A 19,198-nucleotide genomic window follows, 5' to 3' on the forward strand; every position below is an offset into this window, starting at 1 on the left:
CAATATGGCCAAAAAATATTTCTTTCTATTTGTTGCCGGATTTTTTGCTCTCCAGTCCGTGATGGCTCAAAAAACCGTTCCAAGTTCGGATATAAGCATTTCCTCTCCTGATCAATCCCTTAAATTTAGATTTTGGCAAGTTGCCGATGCATCAGGCCAAAGGTCCTTTCATTATAGTGTTAACTATAAAAAAGAAGAAATCATCAGCAAATCTAATTTAGATTTAGACCTAGATAATCATTTATCTGAGAGTGCCATGGCACTTAAGGTTGATCAGCATCGCAAATGGTTCGATAATCTCAAGATTACAAAAGTTGTACGGACCAATAAGGACACCGTTTGGAAGCCCGTGTACGGCGAACAGTCCCAAATAAGGGATAGTTATAACGCTGTTGTGATCGAAACAGTGAAAGACGATAATTCGATATATCGTATGAATATTCAGATAAGGGTTTACAATGAGGGGGTCGCATTTCGCTATTTCTTTCCTGAGAACGAGAAAGGTACCTATTACAGGATTGTATCAGAGAATGATACTTTTACTTTTCCTGAAAATACAAACGCGTGGGTGGCGAAATGGGCTCAGGCACCATATGAACTCTTGGCCTTGAAAGACTGGAATGGTGAGGGAGAGCGGCCATTAACGCTTGTGCTACCTACGGGTAAATTCGTTTCTTTAGTAGAAGCCCAGATGGTTGATTATGCAAGAACTAAATTTAAGCTTGACCCGAAGTATGCTAATACTATTGTCACTTCGATGTTTACGCCTGTTGACCTGATCTCCCCGGTTTCCACACCCTGGAGAATGATTATGGTTGCTGATAATGCTGCAAAGCTTGCTCAGAACAGCTATATGGTCCTAAACCTCAACGAGCCGTCAAAGATTAAAGATCTCTCTTACATCAAGCCTGGGAAAATTATGAGGGTGATGTCGCAGACCACACAGGACGCGATCGATAATATAGATTTTGCTGTCAAAAGGAATCTAAATCATATTTTGTTCGATTGGAAATGGTATGGTCCTGCTTTTGATTTCAGTTCTGATGCCACCAAAGTTGCAATAAAGGATTTCGATCTTCAACAGATCATTAAATATGGTAAGGAAAAAAACATAGGGGTTTGGCTCTATGTCAATCAACAGGCGCTATTACTGCAGACCGACAGTCTTTTCTCAGTGTATAAGAAATGGGGAGTGGCAGGTGTAAAATTTGGCTTTGTGCAATCCGGTTCACACCGTTGGACCACCTGGATAGAGAAAGCCATCCAACAGGCTGCCGCCAGTCAGATTATGCTTAACATCCATGATGATTGGCGTCAGACCGGCGAACAGCGCACCTGGCCAAACCTAATGACAGCTGAAGGTATTCGAGGTAACGAGGAAATGCCTTCAGCAACCAATAATACAATTATGCCATTTACCCGATATCTGTGTGGTCCGGCAGACTATACCATTTGTTATTTCGACAAACGTATCAAAACAACCCATGCACATCAGCTCGCACTTGCAGCTGTTTACTATAGCCCGATACAAACCCTTTATTGGTATGATCGTCCAGGTCAATATCAAGGTGAGCCCGAGCTCGAATTCTGGGATAAGATTCCAACCAGCTGGGACGAATCCAAAGTGCTCCAAGGGAACCCTGGGTTATATGTCTCAACAGCGAGGAGATCCGGTACCGATTGGTTCATTGGGACTATAACAAATAACGATGCTCGGAATGTAAGAATATCCTTTGATTTTCTACCTAAAGGAGCCACTTATGAAGCCCGGATATACAGCGACGACGATCAGGCTAAAACCAAAACAAAAGTAGGTGTGAAAACTCTAAAAGTTACTTCAAAAACCGTAATTAATACACCACTAAAAGCTTCAGGTGGTCAGGCTATCTGGCTGCGTAAAATATAACACTGTAATTTATGATCACAAATCAACCGAGTTTTACTCATAGAAGATTTCTAATAACCTTAGTTTTTGTAGTATCCCTTTTCATGTTTTGGGGTATTGCGATTACAATGGCCGATGTACTAAATAAGCATTTTCAGCATGTGCTTAAACTTTCCAAATCCCAATCAGCTTTTGTCCAGTTCGCCGTATTCGGCGCATACTTTGTGATGGGTATCCCTGCGGGTCTTTTTATGAAAAGATTCGGCTATAAAGCTGGCGTGATCCTAGGGTTGAGTTTATTTTCGCTAGGTGCCTTTTTGTTTTATCCTGCAGCCAATGCAGCTTCATTTAGCTTTTTCGGCGCAGCACTATTCATCTTAGGTTGCGGCCTCTCCACACTTGAAACAGTTGCCCATCCTTTTGTCGCAGCTCTGGGCGATCAGCGTACGAGTGATCAAAGGGTAAACTTTGCACAACTCTTTAATGCAGTTGGAGCAATGCTCGGACCGCTAATCGGATCATATTTTTTGCTAAGGGGAAATACCCCTGGAAGCACCGACCTTTCTTCGGTCAAGTCACTATATTTGGTTATTGGAAGCGTAATCCTTTTAATTGCGATTTGCTTTTCTTTTGTAAAAGTTCCAGCCTTGAGCGACCCTCATGCAAACACTGAAGATGCCACTAATATAGATCTTGCCCCGGATAAAAAGCTATTCCAGCATAGTCACTTTGTTTGGGCCGCAATTTCTCAGTTCTTCAATGTCGCAGCACAGGCTGGAACATGGGCATTCTTTATCAATTATGCCCACGAACAAATGGGCTTCTCTGACCTGAAAGCAGGAAGTTATATGACTGTTTTTATGGGCTTGATGTTGGCTGGACGCCTTGTCGGAACATTTTTGTTGAGGTATATCAGTGCCAGCCGACTGCTGGCGATATTCGCAGTATCTAATATTGTTATGTGTATTATCGTTGCACAAGGCCTGGGTTTAGTTTCCTTTATCGCTTTATTGATGATTAATTTCTTTTTTAGTATCATGTTTCCTACCATATTTAGCCTGGGCATAAAAAACCTTGGAAGCCGTACCCAACAGGCTTCATCTTTTATCTCTATGGGGGTTGTGGGGGGAGCATTTTTTCCTTTTGTTATGGGATATGCTGCAGACCAGTTTGGGGTGGCCAATGCTTATTATCTTCCCATTATATGTTATATAGTGATTTTCTTATTTGGTATACGCTTTTACCGCGTTAAACACTAGTTGATATTTAAATGATTAATTTGAGGTTTTTTCTGCTGGGTTGGCTGGTTATATATATTGGTTTTAGTCACCAGTTGCGTGCCCAGCAGTTAAACGCCTCCAGGCTTGATTTCTCGCCGCTTGATGAGAGAATTACGCGTTGGATCGATAGTGGGTATTATTCTGGTGCATCGCTAATCATTTGCAGTAAAGATAAAATTCTGCACCAGAGATATTATGGCAATGGCTCCGAAGACCAGCAAGTGTATATCGCCTCCGCAGGCAAATGGCTTGTATCTGCAGTGATAGCGCGTCTTGTGGATCAAGGCAAATTATCCTGGCAAGACCAGGTAAATAAATGGATTCCGGAAATGAAAGGCGATAAAGGTCGGGCTACGTTACTGCAATTGCTTTCTCATACCAGTGGTTATCCTGATTATCAGCCCCCAGGGCAAAGACCAGATAATTACCAGAACCTCAAAGCCTCTGTAGATGCAATTATTCCTCTGAATGCTGATACACTGCCTGGACTTTCTTTCAAATACGGTGGTCTGTCGATGCAGGTGGCCGGAAGGATGGCAGAATTGGCTACAGGGCAAGATTGGGACGATATCTTCAAACAACAGATTGCAAGACCCCTCGAGATGAGTGCAACTTCGTTCTCGCCTGTTGATCCCACACCAGGACATAACCCTAAACTTGGTGGCGGCGCAAGATCTACCTTGAGTGATTATGTAAATTTCTTATCCATGGTATCAAATAATGGTGTTTTCAAAGGGAAACGAATCCTATCTGAACAGGCACTTTTCCAGATGCAGTCGGATCAGTTGAAAGGCGCCAAAGTAGATAAAGAAAATTTTGTTAATTTGGTGCGTGGTGATGATAGAAATGATATTTACGGAGTTGGGTGCTACAGGGAGGAGGCCGATAGTACTGGAAGGGCAACACTGCTGAGTAGTCCAAGCTGGGCAGGAGCATATCCCTGGATAGATAAAAAAAATAACGTGTATGGTTTTTTTATAGCACATGTCAATGACAATCATAAAGAATTTAAAGCCTTTCTTTCGAGTCCTGTCATCCCTTATCTCGTAAGAGATATCCTTGACGCATCAGACCAAAGGATAAAAAAAGGCTATCTTCCAGTCAAGGGCGGAAGGCTTTATTACCAAGAGATGGGCAAAGGAGCTCCCCTTATCCTGATACACGGCCATTCATTTGACAGATCTATGTGGGATTTACAATTTGAAACGCTATCCAAAAAATTCCGGGTAATCAGGTATGATATTAGGGGTTATGGATGGTCGAGTATGCCTCATGAAAACCAACCTGAACTTCATGCTCAGGATTTGGCAGCTTTAATGGACTTCCTGCATATTAAAAAGGCTAATCTTGTTGGGCTATCTCTAGGCGGATTTATTGTTTGCGATTTCATGGCACTCTATCCTGAGAGGGTATTAACCGCAACCGCTGCAAGCGGGGATTTCTTTAACGTTAATGGCCCTTCCAGGCCATGGACAACCGCTGAATGGAATGCGCAGTCCGAAAAAATAAAAGCTTATCGTTCAGCCGGGATAGATGTGATGAGATCGAAATGGTTCAATGCCCTTAGCACACGCAACGGCCATTCGATACCCTCTCTCACCAGGCCCCTATGGAAAATGATTTACCAGTGGGATGCTTGGCAGCCACTACATCATGAACCACGCTTTTTACTCGGGAATGATCTTGGTAAACTATTGTCTGCCGCTAAAATCAATTTTCCTGTACAAATTTTAAGAGGTGAATATGACTTGGATCCCAATCATAAACTAAAGCGGGCAATTCCAACAGCAATCGAAGTGACGATCGCCGATGCTGGACATGTAAGTAATATTGAGAACCCTGTCGAGTTCAATAGGCGAATTATTGATTTTATTACCAGTAACAGCTCCTCTACATCATCTAAAAGACGCTAACAGACTTTAAATAGGATAAAAATACTCTCCAAAATTTTATATATGAGAAATTTTAAAAAATATGGCTTACTGATCACGCTCGTATTTTCAGCGATGATCACTTGTGCACAAAAGCACCCTTATCTGTTTTTTTCCAAAGAGAAAACACAGAAACTCAAAGTCAGGATAGACCAGGATACATTTATACGCAGAAACTGGATCTCAATCCTTAAAGTATCGGACGATGCTCTTCTAAAAACAGATGCAAAACCACAGATCGAATTTCTTTCCTTAGCCTATCTGGTAACAGGTGAGCGTAAATACGGTGAGAAGGTTGTAAAGACTTTGCTCAAATTATGTGGACAAAGAACATGGAGCAGTGAAGAAATGCTGAAACGATCGCCAGCCTGGCACGCCGATCTTCCTGTGGCTGATAACTGCTGGTTGGTTGCTATTGGCTATGATTCAGTCTATGATTTGCTCACGCCAGATGAAAGAAAGGTAATTGTTGACGGGTTAGTCCGAATGGGAATACGACCAGCCATGCAGGATTGGGTTTTGAAAGGAACCAGAATTCATACGCTGAATTCTATGGGGCATAATTGGTGGAGTGCTTGCGTAGGGATGGCAGGGGTGGCCTCTCTGGCTATCGTGAATGAAGAACCTGTTGCAAAAGAATGGGTAGAGCAATGCTCAGAGGGATTAGAAGAATGGTTTAGATTTAACGGAGATGATCTTCAGTTTAAGCCAAAGACAATGGATCGGGATGGTGGCATGTACGAAAGTTTTAACTATGCCTCATTCGGAACGGGCGAATTCTTGTTTTTTCGCCTCGCTTACAAAAATACATTCCCTGCAAAAAAACTTCCGGTCATTCCCGGACTTGAAAAAATGGCAAATTGGTTTATGCAGGCATCCTATCCACGGACAGGACCTATTCAGTCACTCAATTTTGGAGATTCAGGTACAGATGTTGCTGCTGACCGTTCGGTTAAACTACTGGAAGCACTAGGGTATAAAAACCCGAATAATTTGTGGTACCTCAACCAGGTTGAGAACGGACAGCACCGGGAGGGATTATTTCCTAATACACCCATAGGAATCATCTATCAGCCGGATACCCGTTCTGCACCCAAAGTACCTAATTTGCCCACAGCGGCATTGTTTAAGGATATGGGTTGGGCAATGATGCGCAATTCCTGGGAAAAAAATCAGACGATGCTCGGATTAAAAAGTGGTTATACCTGGAACCATTCACATGCTGATGCCAATTCTTTCATTCTTTATCACAATGGGGAGGCCATTATCAAGGATGCGGGTAACAGTTCTTATGGGACTAAGGAATATCCTGCTTATTTCTTTCAAAGCCCTGCACACAATGTCGTCCTTTTCAATGGAAAGGCACAACCAAAACAACAGCAATACAATGGATCTCCAATACCAGGCAAGATTACCCAACTTATCAACGGTTCAGATTTTAAATACATGCTTGCCGATGCATCGGGACCAACCGCATCAAATTTTAGCAGAAATTTTCGCAACATCATCTGGATGGGGAAAGTAATTTTAATCATTGATGATGTTAGAGCTTACCAGACAGGTGCTTTCTCCTGGTTATTGCACCCTGGTGGAATCTCGAAAAAAATTGGGGGTGATATAAGTATCATCAATAATAACTCGTCGGTATTAGTACGCCCTTTATTTCCCGAAACACTGGTCGAAACGGGATACGATCACGATTTTCCTGAGAAACTCAAGCTCGAGGAGATAATTGCACCCAAAGCCAGAGATCCAAAAAACCCTACAGAAGTTTACTATGAGGTGAAATATCCTCAAGAGGTCACTCAAACGAAATTCATAACAGCTATTATTCTGAAGGATTCTCCTTCAGATAAAAACCTTCCTAAAATTGAAAGACTTCATAGCGAGACGATGAACGGAGTTCGCATTACCCAAGACGGAAAAGTAACTGAGCTTTATTTGAACCTACTTGCAGACGGCCATATCATGCATTTAAACAGTGTTAATAGCTTTAATGGCATTCAAACGGATGCATACCTTACCGGCATAAGCTACAAGGAGGGGGTTGCACCTAACAATGCAAACAATATCAGTGAATATTTTATCGGGTATGGAAGTTATTTAAAAATAGGAGAAAAGGATATTTTTGACTCCCTTTCCAAACTATATGTAACTTCCACTTTGAACTCATCAAAAATGGAAGTAAACGTGCAGGGCCAGCCTTATTTTAAGGCCAACTTTTTTGCACCAGGCAAACCCGGGATTTTTTTACTGAATAATCGAAAAATAGATCCAGTCTTTAGTAAAGGAATGATCTCAGTTAAAACAGAAAGCAATTAAAAGAAAGAATTTATGTTAACCCAAAGAATACCAATTAATTTTTTTTTGATCATCAATATGTTTTTTTGTTGCTCTTCTACAGCTTTCGCCCAGCATGGTGAACCAAAGTTGGAGACATCAGATCTGGGCAATGGCACCTATCAGAATCCTATTCTTCATCTCGATTATTCAGATCCCGATGCCATACGTGTTGGAACAGACTATTACATGACTGCCTCGAGCTTTAATTGCATTCCAGGATTACCAATTTTACATTCGAAAGATTTGGTCAACTGGAAATTGGTCAATTACGCCCTTAGAAAACAGGAACCGGAAGCAGTTTATGATGTTCCTCAGCATGGAAAGGGTGTATGGGCGCCAAGCCTGAATTTTCACAACGGTGAATTCAGGATTTATTATCCCGATCCAGATTATGGAATCTTTATGGTCAAAACCAAAAATCCTCTCGGAGAATGGGAAAAGCCGGTTTTAATCCTAGCTGGAAAGGGTATCATCGATCCGAGCGTTTTTTGGGATAATGATGGTCTTGCTTATCTTGCCGTTGCCTGGGCTGGCAGCCGGGCAGGGGTAAACAGCTTGCTTACCGTTTTTAAGATGAATAAAGAGGGAACTATTGTAGAGGATAAAGGAAGGCATGTTTTTGATGGACATCCGGAAAATCATACTGTTGAAGGGCCAAAATTCTATAAGCGCAATGGATACTATTATCTTTTTGCCCCTGCCGGTGGAGTATCCACAGGCTGGCAGCTTGTGCTACGCTCAAAGAATATATATGGCCCATTTGAACAGAAGACAGTAATGCATCAGGGTGCAACCAAGATCAACGGACCTCACCAGGGAGCTTTGATTCAAACGCCAAAAGGTGAGGACTATTTCATTCATTTTCAGGATAAGGGCGTGTATGGCAGGGTAGTACACCTGCAACCCGTAAAATGGATAGACAACTGGCCAATCATCGGGCAGGAGAAAGACGGAATAGGAGAGCCAATATTGATAGGAAAAAAACCTGATGTAGGTAAGGTTTATCCAATAGAGCCACTGCAAGTCGATGATGAATTCAATGGAAGCAACCTCGGCCTTCAGTGGCAATGGCATGCGAATGAAAAAATTCAGTGGTCTGCACTAATAGCGGAAACCGGCTTTCTACGCCTATTTGCCTATCCCACTTTATCAGCCGGTCAGAATCTTTGGCAAGTCCCCAATTTATTATTACAGAAATTTCCGGCTGAAAAATTTTCTGCAACAACAAAGCTAAGTTGGAATACCGAGTGGGATGTGTGGCAAGAGAAAAAGGCTGGTCTGCTCATTATGGGCAATGACTATTCCTATCTATCCATCTCAAAAGATGAGACCGGATATAAGTTAAATCAGATTATTTGTAAAAATGCTGCCGAGGGTACAAAAGAAATTATTGTAGCAAGCAAGAGGTTAAAAGGTAGTTCGGTAATTCTTAAAGTAACTGTTAATGGTCCAGGGGGGGATTGCCAATTTTCATTTAGTCAAAATGGTGATGTCTTTGTCAATTTTGGTGAGGTTTTCCAAGCGAAGCAGGACAAATGGATAGGTGCAAAAATAGGAATATTTTCAACCAGTTCACCCAGTGTCAGGATAGGTGGCTATGCTGATTTCGATTATTTTAGAATTCGCAAATGATAAAAAGAATAGAAGTATTTTCAATTGGTCTCGGGTTTGTCATGCTACTAACGACTTTACAGCTCAAAGCAGCGGAATGGCAATGGTCTACACCGCTGCTCAATACACCTAATACTGAAACCAAGGGTAATTCCGTAGCTTATCTTTGGATCCCGCCAGGATGTAAGGGGGTTAAGGGCATAGTTATCGGACAACATAATATGCTCGAAGAAGGGATTTTAGAGCATAAGGCATTTAGAAAAAATCTTCAATCCCTTGATATCGCCGAAATCTGGATTACTCCAGTGGCTGATTTTGTCTTTAGCGATCGTTCAACTGCAATATTTCAGCAGATGCTGGATTCACTGGCTCATCAATCAGGTTATGCTGAACTAAGTTCCTCCCCAATAATCCCCATCGGACATTCCGCTGCGGCAAGTTATCCATGGAATTTTGCCGCGGTAAATCCACAGCGGACACTGGCTATCCTTTCTATTCATGGTGATGCACCACAGACCAATTTGACTGGAAGCGGAAAGCCGAACCCCTATTGGAAAGACCGTAATATAGATGGAATTCCTGGTCTTTTCGTAATGGGGGAATATGAATGGGGAGAGGGAAGGCTCAACCCTTTGCTTAGTTACCAAGCCGCGCATCCCGCATCGGCAATATCAATTCTATGTGACGCTGGTCACGGTCATTTTGACTTTTCTGATGAGCTTATAGAATATCTGAATCTCTTTATAAAAAAGACTGTTGAGAACAGGTTCCCCAAACACCGAAGTTCAAATGCTTCCATGATTCCCATTGATCCTTTAAAAGGATGGCTTGTCGATAGATGGCGGAATAACCTACCCCCAAATACAAAATCCGCACCCTATGCAGAATATAGTGGGAACAGGCGAGAAGCAGGATGGGTTTTCGATAAACAAATGGCTACATTTACTGAGCGGTATTACGCTAAGTCCAGAGGGAAAAAAGTGAGGAAAATCATATACATCCAGAATGAAAAACCGCTTGATTCTGCCGGTTTTGCTGGTTACAAGCCAATATTTAGACCGCTTTCAGATGGGTTAACATTCAACCTTTCGGCAGGGAATTTATCCCAGGGAACCACAGGTAAGCTGGTGAAAAGTACAGCAATAAAAATCAGTCGAATTTGTGGCCCTTTTATAAAACTTAATGACACGACATTTAAGATATCATTTGACCGGCTTGGCTTTGACAATATCAAACGTTCAAATGTACTTTGGTTCATGGCATCGCTTAAAGCTGATTCCAGGTATAAATCTGCTGTACAGCAGGCAGAAATGAGAATACCGCTTTTCAATGTTATTGGCAAAGACCAGTCGATAAATTTTGATTTGCCTGCTGTTGTCAACAAAGAACAAAAAAGCATTCATTTGACAGCAAGCGCCACCTCAGGGGGAAAGGTAAGCTATTATGTGAAAACCGGCCCAGCCGAAATCATCGCAGACAGATTGGTCTTCACGAGTCCACCACCAAAAGCGAAATACCCTATAAAAGTGATCGTAGTTGCCTGGCAGTATGGAAATTCTGATATCAATAATTCCCTAAAATCTGCAATTCCTGTAGAACGTACCATTTTTATTGACAAAACCCCTTAACGAAAGGATAAGGGGAATAATTTATTATATTTGTTATTCGGCAAGCCGATTTTAATCTCCATAGTGCCATAATGGGGAATATTTAATTAGTAGCATCAATTAATGAGCAAGAACCAGGATAAAAAGATTTCCATAAGTGACATCGCCAAAGCACTTGGGATTTCCAAAACCACTATCTCTTTTATAATAAACGGTAGGGCAAAAGAAAAGCGGATATCAGATGAGCTCACGGCAAAGGTTTTAAAATATATTCAGGAAAATGACTATAAGCCCAGCTCACTTGCCCAGAGTTTGAGTACAGGAAAGACAATGACCATTGGCCTAATGGTAGAAAAGATTTCGGATTATTTCTTTGCGCAGATGGCCTATCACATTGAAGAGCTTGCTTATCAGAATGGTTATAAGATTCTCTATTGCAGTACGGACAATGATCCAGAAAAGGCTGCAGATCTTATTCAACTCTTCAGAGACAGGCATGTGGATGGCTACATCATTACCCCTCCGGCAGGCATGGAAACAGAGATACAATCATTAGTTGATACTGGCGTACCAGTGGTACTCTTTGATAGATTCTATAAGGATGTTGATACCAGTTATGTTGTTCTTGATAACTTTAGGGCGAGTTATAACGCCTCTGCATACCTTGCAGAAGCGGGACACAAAGACATTGCATTTATAGAACTTGAAAATGAGCAAAGCCAAATGGAGGACCGAAGGCTAGGTTATGAACAGGCAATGAAGGAAAATGAGTTAGCCATATTTAATGTAAAGGTACCGTACAAAAATAATTCTGCCCAAACAGTTAAATTACTGATCAAGTTTTTAAAGAATAATAAAAAGATTACCGCAATGTATTTCGCAACGAATTATCTGGCTTTTAGCGGGATCAAGGCGCTCAACGAGCTTGGATATTCGATACCCAAGGATATGGCAATCGTTGCTTTCGATGATCACCAGGTCTTTGATATTTATTCTCCAACAATAACCGCCGTAGCGCAACCCATATCCGAACTCGCAAAGCAGTCTATCCGGGTGCTACTTAATATGCTTGACAAGCCCAAAGATGAACGTTTTCTTCAAAAGGTAATCGTACCTGCACAATTTATCATAAGAAGCTCCACTAGCTAGCTCCTGTATTGCACTGTTCCCCCCCAAGATATGAATGTTAGCCTCGATTGAATCCCATGGATATATGATATAACGTTTACCGCCGAGATACAGGACCATTCGTTCAAAACAATAAAATTGCCACTATAAAAATAATTACTTTTTTATAAACGTTTATTCGACGTTTATCTTTTATATTTGACTTTCCTGATTTTATCATTTGAACTTGGAATGTTTAAAATAAAAAGAGTTAATGATTTTTATTCCAACCGAAGTTAAAACTATAGATGGAGATACAATATGCATTTTTACCGTGGAAATAAAATCTATTTTTTAAAAAATAATACTCAATGTTAAACTGGAAAATATTTGTCGCTATCCTTCTAGTGGCCGCTAATGGCTATGCTCAAAAAAAAGTTCTGAATCCAAATTATGATGGATATCTATTCGCCTATTTTGAAGGATCAGGCCAAGGTTCTCAGCAAGAACAACTCCGTTTTGCAACAAGCAGTGATGGGATCAACTGGTCTGCCCTCAATAAGAACAGACCTGTGCTTAATTCTTCAGAAATATCATTTTCAGGGGGGATCCGGGATCCGCACATCCTAAGGACTGAAGATAACAATACTTTTCTGCTAACCGCTACGGATATGAATACAGTTAAAAATGGTTGGGGACAAAATAACGGTATCGTAATGCTAAAATCAAAGGATTTAATCAGCTGGGGTAAAAGTGCGATTGACTTCACTAAGACTTACCCTAAGTTATTTTCCAATGTGCAATGGGTTTGGGCTCCCCAGACAATTTATGACCCGCTGAAGCACAAATATATGGTCTACTTTACGGTCAAATTCAAGGATAGCCCCAAACTGGATTTTTATGCCGCATACGCAAATAAGGATTTTTCAGGTTTTGAACAGGCGCCAAAATTACTCTTTAGTCCAAAATATGGTGCAATCGATGGAGATATAGTACTCAAAGGGGATACTTATCATTTCTTCTTCAAAGGTAATACGAAGGTCGACGGAAAAGAAGTTAAAAATGGCATACAGCAGGCAACATCTAAATCGCTTCAAGGGCCTTGGATAGAGAATTTTAAATATCTTGATTTTTATTCCAATAAAAATATTTCTGTGGAAGGGTCTAGCGTTTTTAAACTCAATAATTCAGATCAGTATGTTCTGATGTATGACTTGTATACCCAGGGAAAATATGAGTATCAGACCAGTGTGGACCTATTCAGTTTTTCGACCTCGACCAAGTCATTCACCAAGAATTTTAATCCCCGTCACGGGAGCATCATCGGTATCACAAAAGGTGAGGCCAGGACTTTGAATAGTCATTGGGGAGGAGTCCAGGAAGAATTGCTTCAGCCTCTTCTTGCCGGAGATCGATACCAATTTGAGAGCAGTGGTAATCCACTGTTTTCCCCTCACTATACAGCAGACCCTGCCGCACTTGTTGACAATGAAACACTTTGGATATTTGCCGGACATGACTATAAAGGGGGGCAAAGCAGGTATACTATGAAAGATTGGTTAGTCTTTTCCACTAAGAACTTGAAAACCTGGACTGAATATCCTGTACCCTTGAAAATTTCAGATTTCAATTGGGCAAAGAGTGGTGATGCTTATGCTGGGCAGGTTATCAGAAAAGGAAATCAATACTTCTGGTACATCAGTACAAACTGGTCGGGTATAGGTGTTGCCGTTGCAGACCGTCCAGAAGGTCCATATAGGGATGCTTTGGGGAAACCACTATTGACGAATAAGGATTGTAAGGAATCCAAGCATGCTTGGGCTTGTATTGATCCCACAGTTTTTATAGATCAGGGTGGTCAAGGCTGGATTTTCTGGGGAAATCGGGAATGTTATTATGCAAAGCTGGGGCCGGACATGATAAGCATTGATGGAGAGATCAAACGCATAGACTTCAAAGGCTTTGAATTCACGGAAGCCCCATGGGTTCATAAAAAAAACGATACCTACTACCTTTCATATGCCACTGGTTTTCCGGAGAAAATTGCATACGCAACAGCTCGAAGTATTAATGGTCCATGGACTTATCGGGGAGTAATCAACGAAATTGCAGGTAACAGCAATACCAATCACCAATCCATTGTAGAGTTTGGAAAAAAAAACTATTTCATTTATCACAACGGAGCTATTCAACCTGATGGTGGAAGCTTTAGCAGATCGGTCTGCATCGATGAACTGCAATACAATAATGACGGAACAATAAAGCCCATCACAATGACAACAAAAGGAGTGCAATGAGACCTGTTTGGATCTCAAATTAAACGGCTGGGTTGACGAAAGCCCCGTGGTGGTGTTGCAGGAGTAAATATCTCCTTATTCTCAAATTATAATGCAAATACAAAATAGCTTCTTATGAAAAAAATCTTTTATACCCTTTTAATTATTTTTACAGCCACAAGGATATCAGCACAGGAAAAGTTGGAGCCTTTCAAGCTAAATCAAGTTGTTCTGCTCGATGGACTGTTTAAGGATGCTCAGCAGGCAGATTTAAAATATATGCTAGAACTTGATGCCGATAGGTTGTTGGCACCCTATTTACGGGAAGCAGGGCTAGCAACAAAGTCAATTTCTTATGGTAACTGGGAAAATACGGGTCTTGATGGGCACATGGCTGGGCATTATCTTTCTGCAATGGCGATGATGTATGCCTCGACAGGAAACCAAGAATTGAAAAAAAAAATAGATTACATGCTTTCAGTCCTTGAGAAATGTCAGCTTGCTAGTAAAACAGGTTATCTTTCTGGCATTCCAGGCGGTAAAAAAATGTGGTCTGAAATCAAATCAGGCAATATCAGAGTATCTTCTTTTTCATTGAATGATAAATGGGTACCTCTGTACAATATACACAAGATTTATGCAGGACTTTATGATGCCTATGCCGTTGCAGGCTTCCCCAAAGCTAAGACCATACTCATCAATTTGACCAATTGGTGTTTGGACCTGGTTTCGAACTTATCTGATGCGCAAATACAGAAAATGCTTATCAGTGAGCATGGAGGTTTGAACGAAGTATTTGCCCATGTTTTCCAGATTACAGGTGATAAGAAATATCTCGTGCTGGCAAAGAAATTCTCGGACAGATCGATACTGACACCATTATTGAAAAATCAGGACAAGCTAAATGGCCTGCATGCTAATACCCAAATTCCAAAAATCATTGGTGTTGAAGAAATCGCAATTATTGATGGCGATACCGCATGGGCAAATGCAGCAAAGTTTTTCTGGAATACTGTTGTAAATAATAGAAGCACGGCTATCGGAGGCAATAGTGTCAGGGAACATTTTAACCCTGCTAATGATTTTTCTTCGATGATTGAATCAAGAGAGGGTCCGGAGACCTGTAACTCATACAATATGCTCAAACTTACCAAGCAGCTTTTTTTGTCTTCAGGATCCAGCTCATATATCGATTTTTATGAGAAAACGCTTTATAACCATATCCTGACTTCTCAAAATCCTGACGGTGGATTTGTATACTTCACTCCGATGAGACCGGGTCATTACAGAACTTATTCTTCGCCTCAAGAAAGCTTTTGGTGTTGTGTAGGTTCCGGACTGGAAAATCATGGTAAATATGGCGAATTGATTTACAGCCATTCTGGGAGCTCTCTTTTTGTGAATCTGTATGTTCCTTCCATTCTTAAGTGGAAAGAACAGGGGCTAGAATTGAAACAGACTACCCGATTTCCGGATGAAGATCATACGAAATTTGTTCTGAAAGTAAAAAAGAAAAGCCGTTTTGATATTAAGCTGCGTTACCCTTCTTGGGTGGAAAAAGGCAAGATGAAATGTTTCGTTAATGGAATAGAACAAGAAATTAGTCAGCCTGTTAGCGGATATGTCAGTCTTAATCGAATCTGGAAGTCAGGAGATGTTATTGAGCTTAAAATGCCAATGCATACAACAGCGGAGTTTCTGCCGGATGGTTCCCAGTGGGTTGCCTTTTCAAAAGGGCCTATTGTCTTAGCAGCAGCGATTGATACCTTAAAGCAACCAAATCTATTTGCAGATAATTCAAGAATGGGCCATATTGCAAATGGACCTTTGCTTCCCTTGGACCAGGCACCATTTTTGACAGGAAATAAGTCGGATTTGTCCACAAAACTTCGCCAGAATCCTTTAGATTCGATGTCTTTTAACGCCGCGGAAATAATTTATCAGCCTAAGTATAAATCACTCCAGCTTGTACCTTTCTACCGACTGAGTGAAAAGAGATATATACTCTATTGGCCTTACACCAGTCAGGAAAAACTTACTGAACATGTAAAAAAAATACGCATTGCCCAGACAGAGAAATCCCAGATCGAAGCAACAACAATTGATGTTGTCAATGTGGGCGAGCAACAACCTGAAACTGATCACCAGTTCAAAGGGATGGAAAGTGAAAGTGGGATCTTTCGGGAACGTCATTTCAGAACGGCGAGGAAATGGTTCTCCTATAGTATGAAGAATGATAAGCAAGTTGCAAAAAAACTATCAATCACTTTATTCGGGGGAGAAAAGAACAAATCTTTTTCTATTTTGATCAATGGCAAACTTTTGCGCTCAATACAATCAGAGTCAACTAAGGGGCAGAATTTTTACAACTTATTCATTGATGTTCCTAGTAATCTGCAAGCAAGTGAAATGGAAATCAAGTTTGTTGCAGATCCCACATCAGCTATGGGGAATATTTATGAAGTGAGATTGCTTAAGTAGCCTAATTTAATTCACATTGTCAATTAGATTGTAAAACGATCTGCATTCGGTGATTTTTACAATCTAATTTCCTTTTTAGCATTTACCTTTTGGTAGATTCGTTAAATCAAAGCACATAACTTGCATATTCTATAAAAGCTGGTCCGGAGGTTTTCATCAAACTATCAGCATTTCCATTGCGTTTCCAGGGAAAAATAAAAAATGAATGTTGATCAATGGCTGAGTCACTTAATTAGGGAAATAGTGGATAGCCTTTTGCATAAGGAAGATTTTGAGTTGATACCATATCTCTAGTAATGGACATGGCAAGTAAAGAATAAGTTTATGTAACGCTTTTGTTGCGCTTAAATCATATGTTACATGAGTATGCCTGATTAAAAATGTTGTCCTCATTCGTGATAGCCAGTATGGGGAAAGTCGACTCAGCAATATTTAATTAGAGTTCAGCTTCGTTTACCAAATTTGCGCTATTAATCAAGGTATTAAAATTATACACACAAATGAATATTTTTAAATCGGTGGCTCTCTGGATAATCTTTTTGCCATCAGCTGCCATTGCACAGTCTCATTATCCTGGTCAGCACGCAGGTAAATTTGTTATTAATGACAAGCTGCGGCCTGCAGTCTCTAATTTTGACTTAAATGATGTTCGGTTATTACCGAGCCGTTTTAAAGATAATATGGAGCGGGAGGAGAGATGGCTATTATCGATCGAGGTAAAAAGGCTTTTGCATAGCTTCCGGACAAATGCTGGCATATACGATGCCAACGAGGGTGGCTATTTTGAGGTCAAAAAACTGGCTGGGTGGGAATCTTTGGATTGTGAATTGAGAGGTCACAGTACCGGTCACATCTTGTCTGGACTCGCTTTGTTATATGCATCCACTGGTGATGATAAGTATAAAATTAAGGCAGACAGTATCGTGTCGGGTTTGGCAGAGGTTCAAAAGACACTAAACCAAGGAGGATATCTAAGTGCCTATCCCCAGGAACTCATTAACAGAAATATCCAGGGAAAAAAGGTCTGGGCACCTTGGTATACCCTTCATAAAATTTATAGTGGTTTAATAGATCAATATCTTTATTGCAATAATAAACAGGCCCTGGGAATTGCTAAGGGAATGTCTGAATGGGCATATCAAAAATTGTCACCGTTAAACGCTGACCAGCGAAAATTAATGCTAAGGAACGAGTTCGGCGGAATAAATGAATCCTTTTATAACTTGTATGCGATCACTGGAAATCCAAAAGATAAGTGGTTGGCAGAATACTTTTACGATAATAGTTCGTTAGATCCTTTAATCGAGGGCAAAGATATTTTGGAGAAGAAGCATGCCAATACTTACATTCCAAAATTACTTGGTCTCACGCGTGACTATGAGATAGAAGGAAAGGGGAATCAGGACAATATTGCGGCCTTTTTCTGGAAGACTGTGACCGAGCACCACAGTTTTGCCACAGGAAGTAACAGTGATAAGGAAAAATTTTTTAAACCAGATGCAATTTCTGAACACCTAAGCGGATACACCGGTGAGAGTTGTAACGTTTATAATATGCTAAAGCTCACCAAGCACCTTTTTTCACATACTGCTGAAGTGAAATATGCTGACTATTATGAAAAGGCGCTCTTCAATCACATCCTTGGACAACAGGATCCAGCTACAGGAATGGTTGCTTATTTTTTACCAATGTTGCCAGGTGCACATAAAGTTTACAGTACTCCCGACAGTTCATTCTGGTGTTGTGTCGGCAGTGGATTTGAGAATCAGGCGAAATACGGTGAGAGCATCTATAATCATACCGAATCAGATGTGTATGTAAATCTCTTCATCCCCTCAATACTCGACTGGAAAGACAAAGGTTTCAGAATGAAACAGGAGACTAAATTTCCCGAAAATGGTAAAGTAGAACTAACGATCGAAAAAACCTCAGATCAAATAAAGGGGCTTATGCTTAGGTATCCTTCATGGGCTACAGATGGTGTGAGTCTGAAAATAAATGGTCAAACGGTAAAAATTACGCAGAAACCAGGAAGCTTCATCTCCATCAAAAGAAAATGGAGACAGGGCGATAAGATCGAAATCATTTACAATATGAGCCTGCATACTATACCCGCAAATGATGATCCATCAAAAGTGGCTATAGCTTACGGCCCGATTGTTCTTGCTGGTGAAATGGGAGAAAAAAATATGGGTTCACGGGGGGCTTATTCAGATCCTACACGCTATAATGATTATTATACCTACGACTACAAAGTTCCGACTGATGTAAAAACAGCTGTCAATTTAGATCCGAAAAACTTATCAGCATCAATCGTATCTGTACCGGGAAAATCGCTTACCTTTCTTATCAAGAAGGAAAAAATTATACTTAGGCCTTTATATGACATCCATCAGCAAAGATATATAGTCTATTGGGATGCTTATTAATTCAATTATTTAATTGCACCTTGAAAAAGGTTTAAAAAACTATAGGTTAGTTAATGATGAAGGATAGGGTAAGCGGGATAGCTTGCCCTTCCTTTTTTCTATTAACAAAAAAGCCTTGACGTGATGACAAGCCTTTATGTAGCAATTGTTTTGTGCAGCTACCTAAAAGATCAAGTTTTTAACTACATTAATTAGTAGGTAACGCTTGTTTTCCAAATAATAATGGCATTAAGCAAGATAAAAAAAGA

At 40.7% G+C, this 19,198-nt stretch carries 10 protein-coding genes; all 10 read left to right on the plus strand.

All coding sequences use genetic code 11. The features are described from left to right. Positions 1 to 4: 4 nt before the first annotated feature. Positions 5 to 1,906, plus strand: a complete 1,902-nt coding sequence (locus AC570I_RS04215; protein ID WP_497404482.1) for a glycoside hydrolase family 97 protein — start codon at positions 5 to 7, stop codon at positions 1,904 to 1,906. 11 nt (positions 1,907 to 1,917) lie between these two features. Next, positions 1,918 to 3,144, plus strand: a complete 1,227-nt coding sequence (gene fucP / locus AC570I_RS04220; RefSeq protein ID WP_497404483.1) for an L-fucose:H+ symporter permease — start codon at positions 1,918 to 1,920, stop codon at positions 3,142 to 3,144. Between the two features lie 11 nt (positions 3,145 to 3,155). Then, positions 3,156 to 5,078: an alpha/beta fold hydrolase gene (locus AC570I_RS04225; protein ID WP_497404484.1), complete on the plus strand. Its 1,923-nt coding sequence runs from the start codon at positions 3,156 to 3,158 to the stop codon at positions 5,076 to 5,078. 42 nt (positions 5,079 to 5,120) lie between these two features. Next, positions 5,121 to 7,418 (plus strand): heparinase II/III domain-containing protein, encoded by a 2,298-nt coding sequence (locus tag AC570I_RS04230; protein WP_497404485.1) that lies wholly within the window; start codon positions 5,121 to 5,123, stop codon positions 7,416 to 7,418. Between the two features lie 57 nt (positions 7,419 to 7,475). Next, entirely contained in the window at positions 7,476 to 9,071 is a 1,596-nt protein-coding gene (locus AC570I_RS04235; protein WP_497404486.1) for a glycoside hydrolase family 43 protein, read from the plus strand. After that, entirely contained in the window at positions 9,068 to 10,678 is a 1,611-nt protein-coding gene (locus AC570I_RS04240) for a hypothetical protein (RefSeq protein WP_497404487.1), read from the plus strand. The genes AC570I_RS04235 and AC570I_RS04240 overlap by 4 nt, the downstream gene beginning before the upstream one ends. Before the next feature lie 102 nt (positions 10,679 to 10,780). Further along, on the plus strand, positions 10,781 to 11,806 hold the full coding sequence (locus AC570I_RS04245) for a LacI family DNA-binding transcriptional regulator (RefSeq protein ID WP_497404488.1): 1,026 nt from the start codon (positions 10,781 to 10,783) through the stop codon (positions 11,804 to 11,806). A gap of 329 nt (positions 11,807 to 12,135) precedes the next feature. Further along, positions 12,136 to 14,061 carry a family 43 glycosylhydrolase gene (locus AC570I_RS04250; RefSeq protein WP_497404489.1) on the plus strand — a complete coding sequence of 642 codons (1,926 nt, stop codon included), beginning with the start codon at positions 12,136 to 12,138 and terminating at the stop codon, positions 14,059 to 14,061. A gap of 114 nt (positions 14,062 to 14,175) precedes the next feature. Continuing rightward, positions 14,176 to 16,521 (plus strand): beta-L-arabinofuranosidase domain-containing protein, encoded by a 2,346-nt coding sequence (locus AC570I_RS04255; RefSeq protein WP_497404490.1) that lies wholly within the window; start codon positions 14,176 to 14,178, stop codon positions 16,519 to 16,521. Positions 16,522 to 17,021: 500 nt separating this feature from the next. Continuing rightward, on the plus strand, positions 17,022 to 18,950 hold the full coding sequence (locus AC570I_RS04260; RefSeq protein ID WP_497404491.1) for a glycoside hydrolase family 127 protein: 1,929 nt from the start codon (positions 17,022 to 17,024) through the stop codon (positions 18,948 to 18,950). Positions 18,951 to 19,198 lie beyond the last annotated feature (248 nt).

The organism is Pedobacter sp. A2324 (genome assembly GCF_059693705.1).

What these genes read in the sequence shown, in the direction of transcription:
- AC570I_RS04240 (WP_497404487.1), top strand. Translation starts at nt 9,068, where the DNA reads ATGATAAAAAGAATAGAAGTATTTTCAATTGGTCTCGGGTTTGTCATG.
- AC570I_RS04225 (WP_497404484.1), top strand. Translation starts at nt 3,156, where the DNA reads ATGATTAATTTGAGGTTTTTTCTGCTGGGTTGGCTGGTTATATATATT.
- AC570I_RS04215 (WP_497404482.1), top strand. Translation starts at nt 5, where the DNA reads ATGGCCAAAAAATATTTCTTTCTATTTGTTGCCGGATTTTTTGCTCTC.
- AC570I_RS04250 (WP_497404489.1), top strand. Translation starts at nt 12,136, where the DNA reads ATGTTAAACTGGAAAATATTTGTCGCTATCCTTCTAGTGGCCGCTAAT.
- AC570I_RS04230 (WP_497404485.1), top strand. Translation starts at nt 5,121, where the DNA reads ATGAGAAATTTTAAAAAATATGGCTTACTGATCACGCTCGTATTTTCA.
- AC570I_RS04245 (WP_497404488.1), top strand. Translation starts at nt 10,781, where the DNA reads ATGAGCAAGAACCAGGATAAAAAGATTTCCATAAGTGACATCGCCAAA.
- fucP (WP_497404483.1), top strand. Translation starts at nt 1,918, where the DNA reads ATGATCACAAATCAACCGAGTTTTACTCATAGAAGATTTCTAATAACC.
- AC570I_RS04255 (WP_497404490.1), top strand. Translation starts at nt 14,176, where the DNA reads ATGAAAAAAATCTTTTATACCCTTTTAATTATTTTTACAGCCACAAGG.
- AC570I_RS04235 (WP_497404486.1), top strand. Translation starts at nt 7,476, where the DNA reads ATGTTTTTTTGTTGCTCTTCTACAGCTTTCGCCCAGCATGGTGAACCA.
- AC570I_RS04260 (WP_497404491.1), top strand. Translation starts at nt 17,022, where the DNA reads ATGAATATTTTTAAATCGGTGGCTCTCTGGATAATCTTTTTGCCATCA.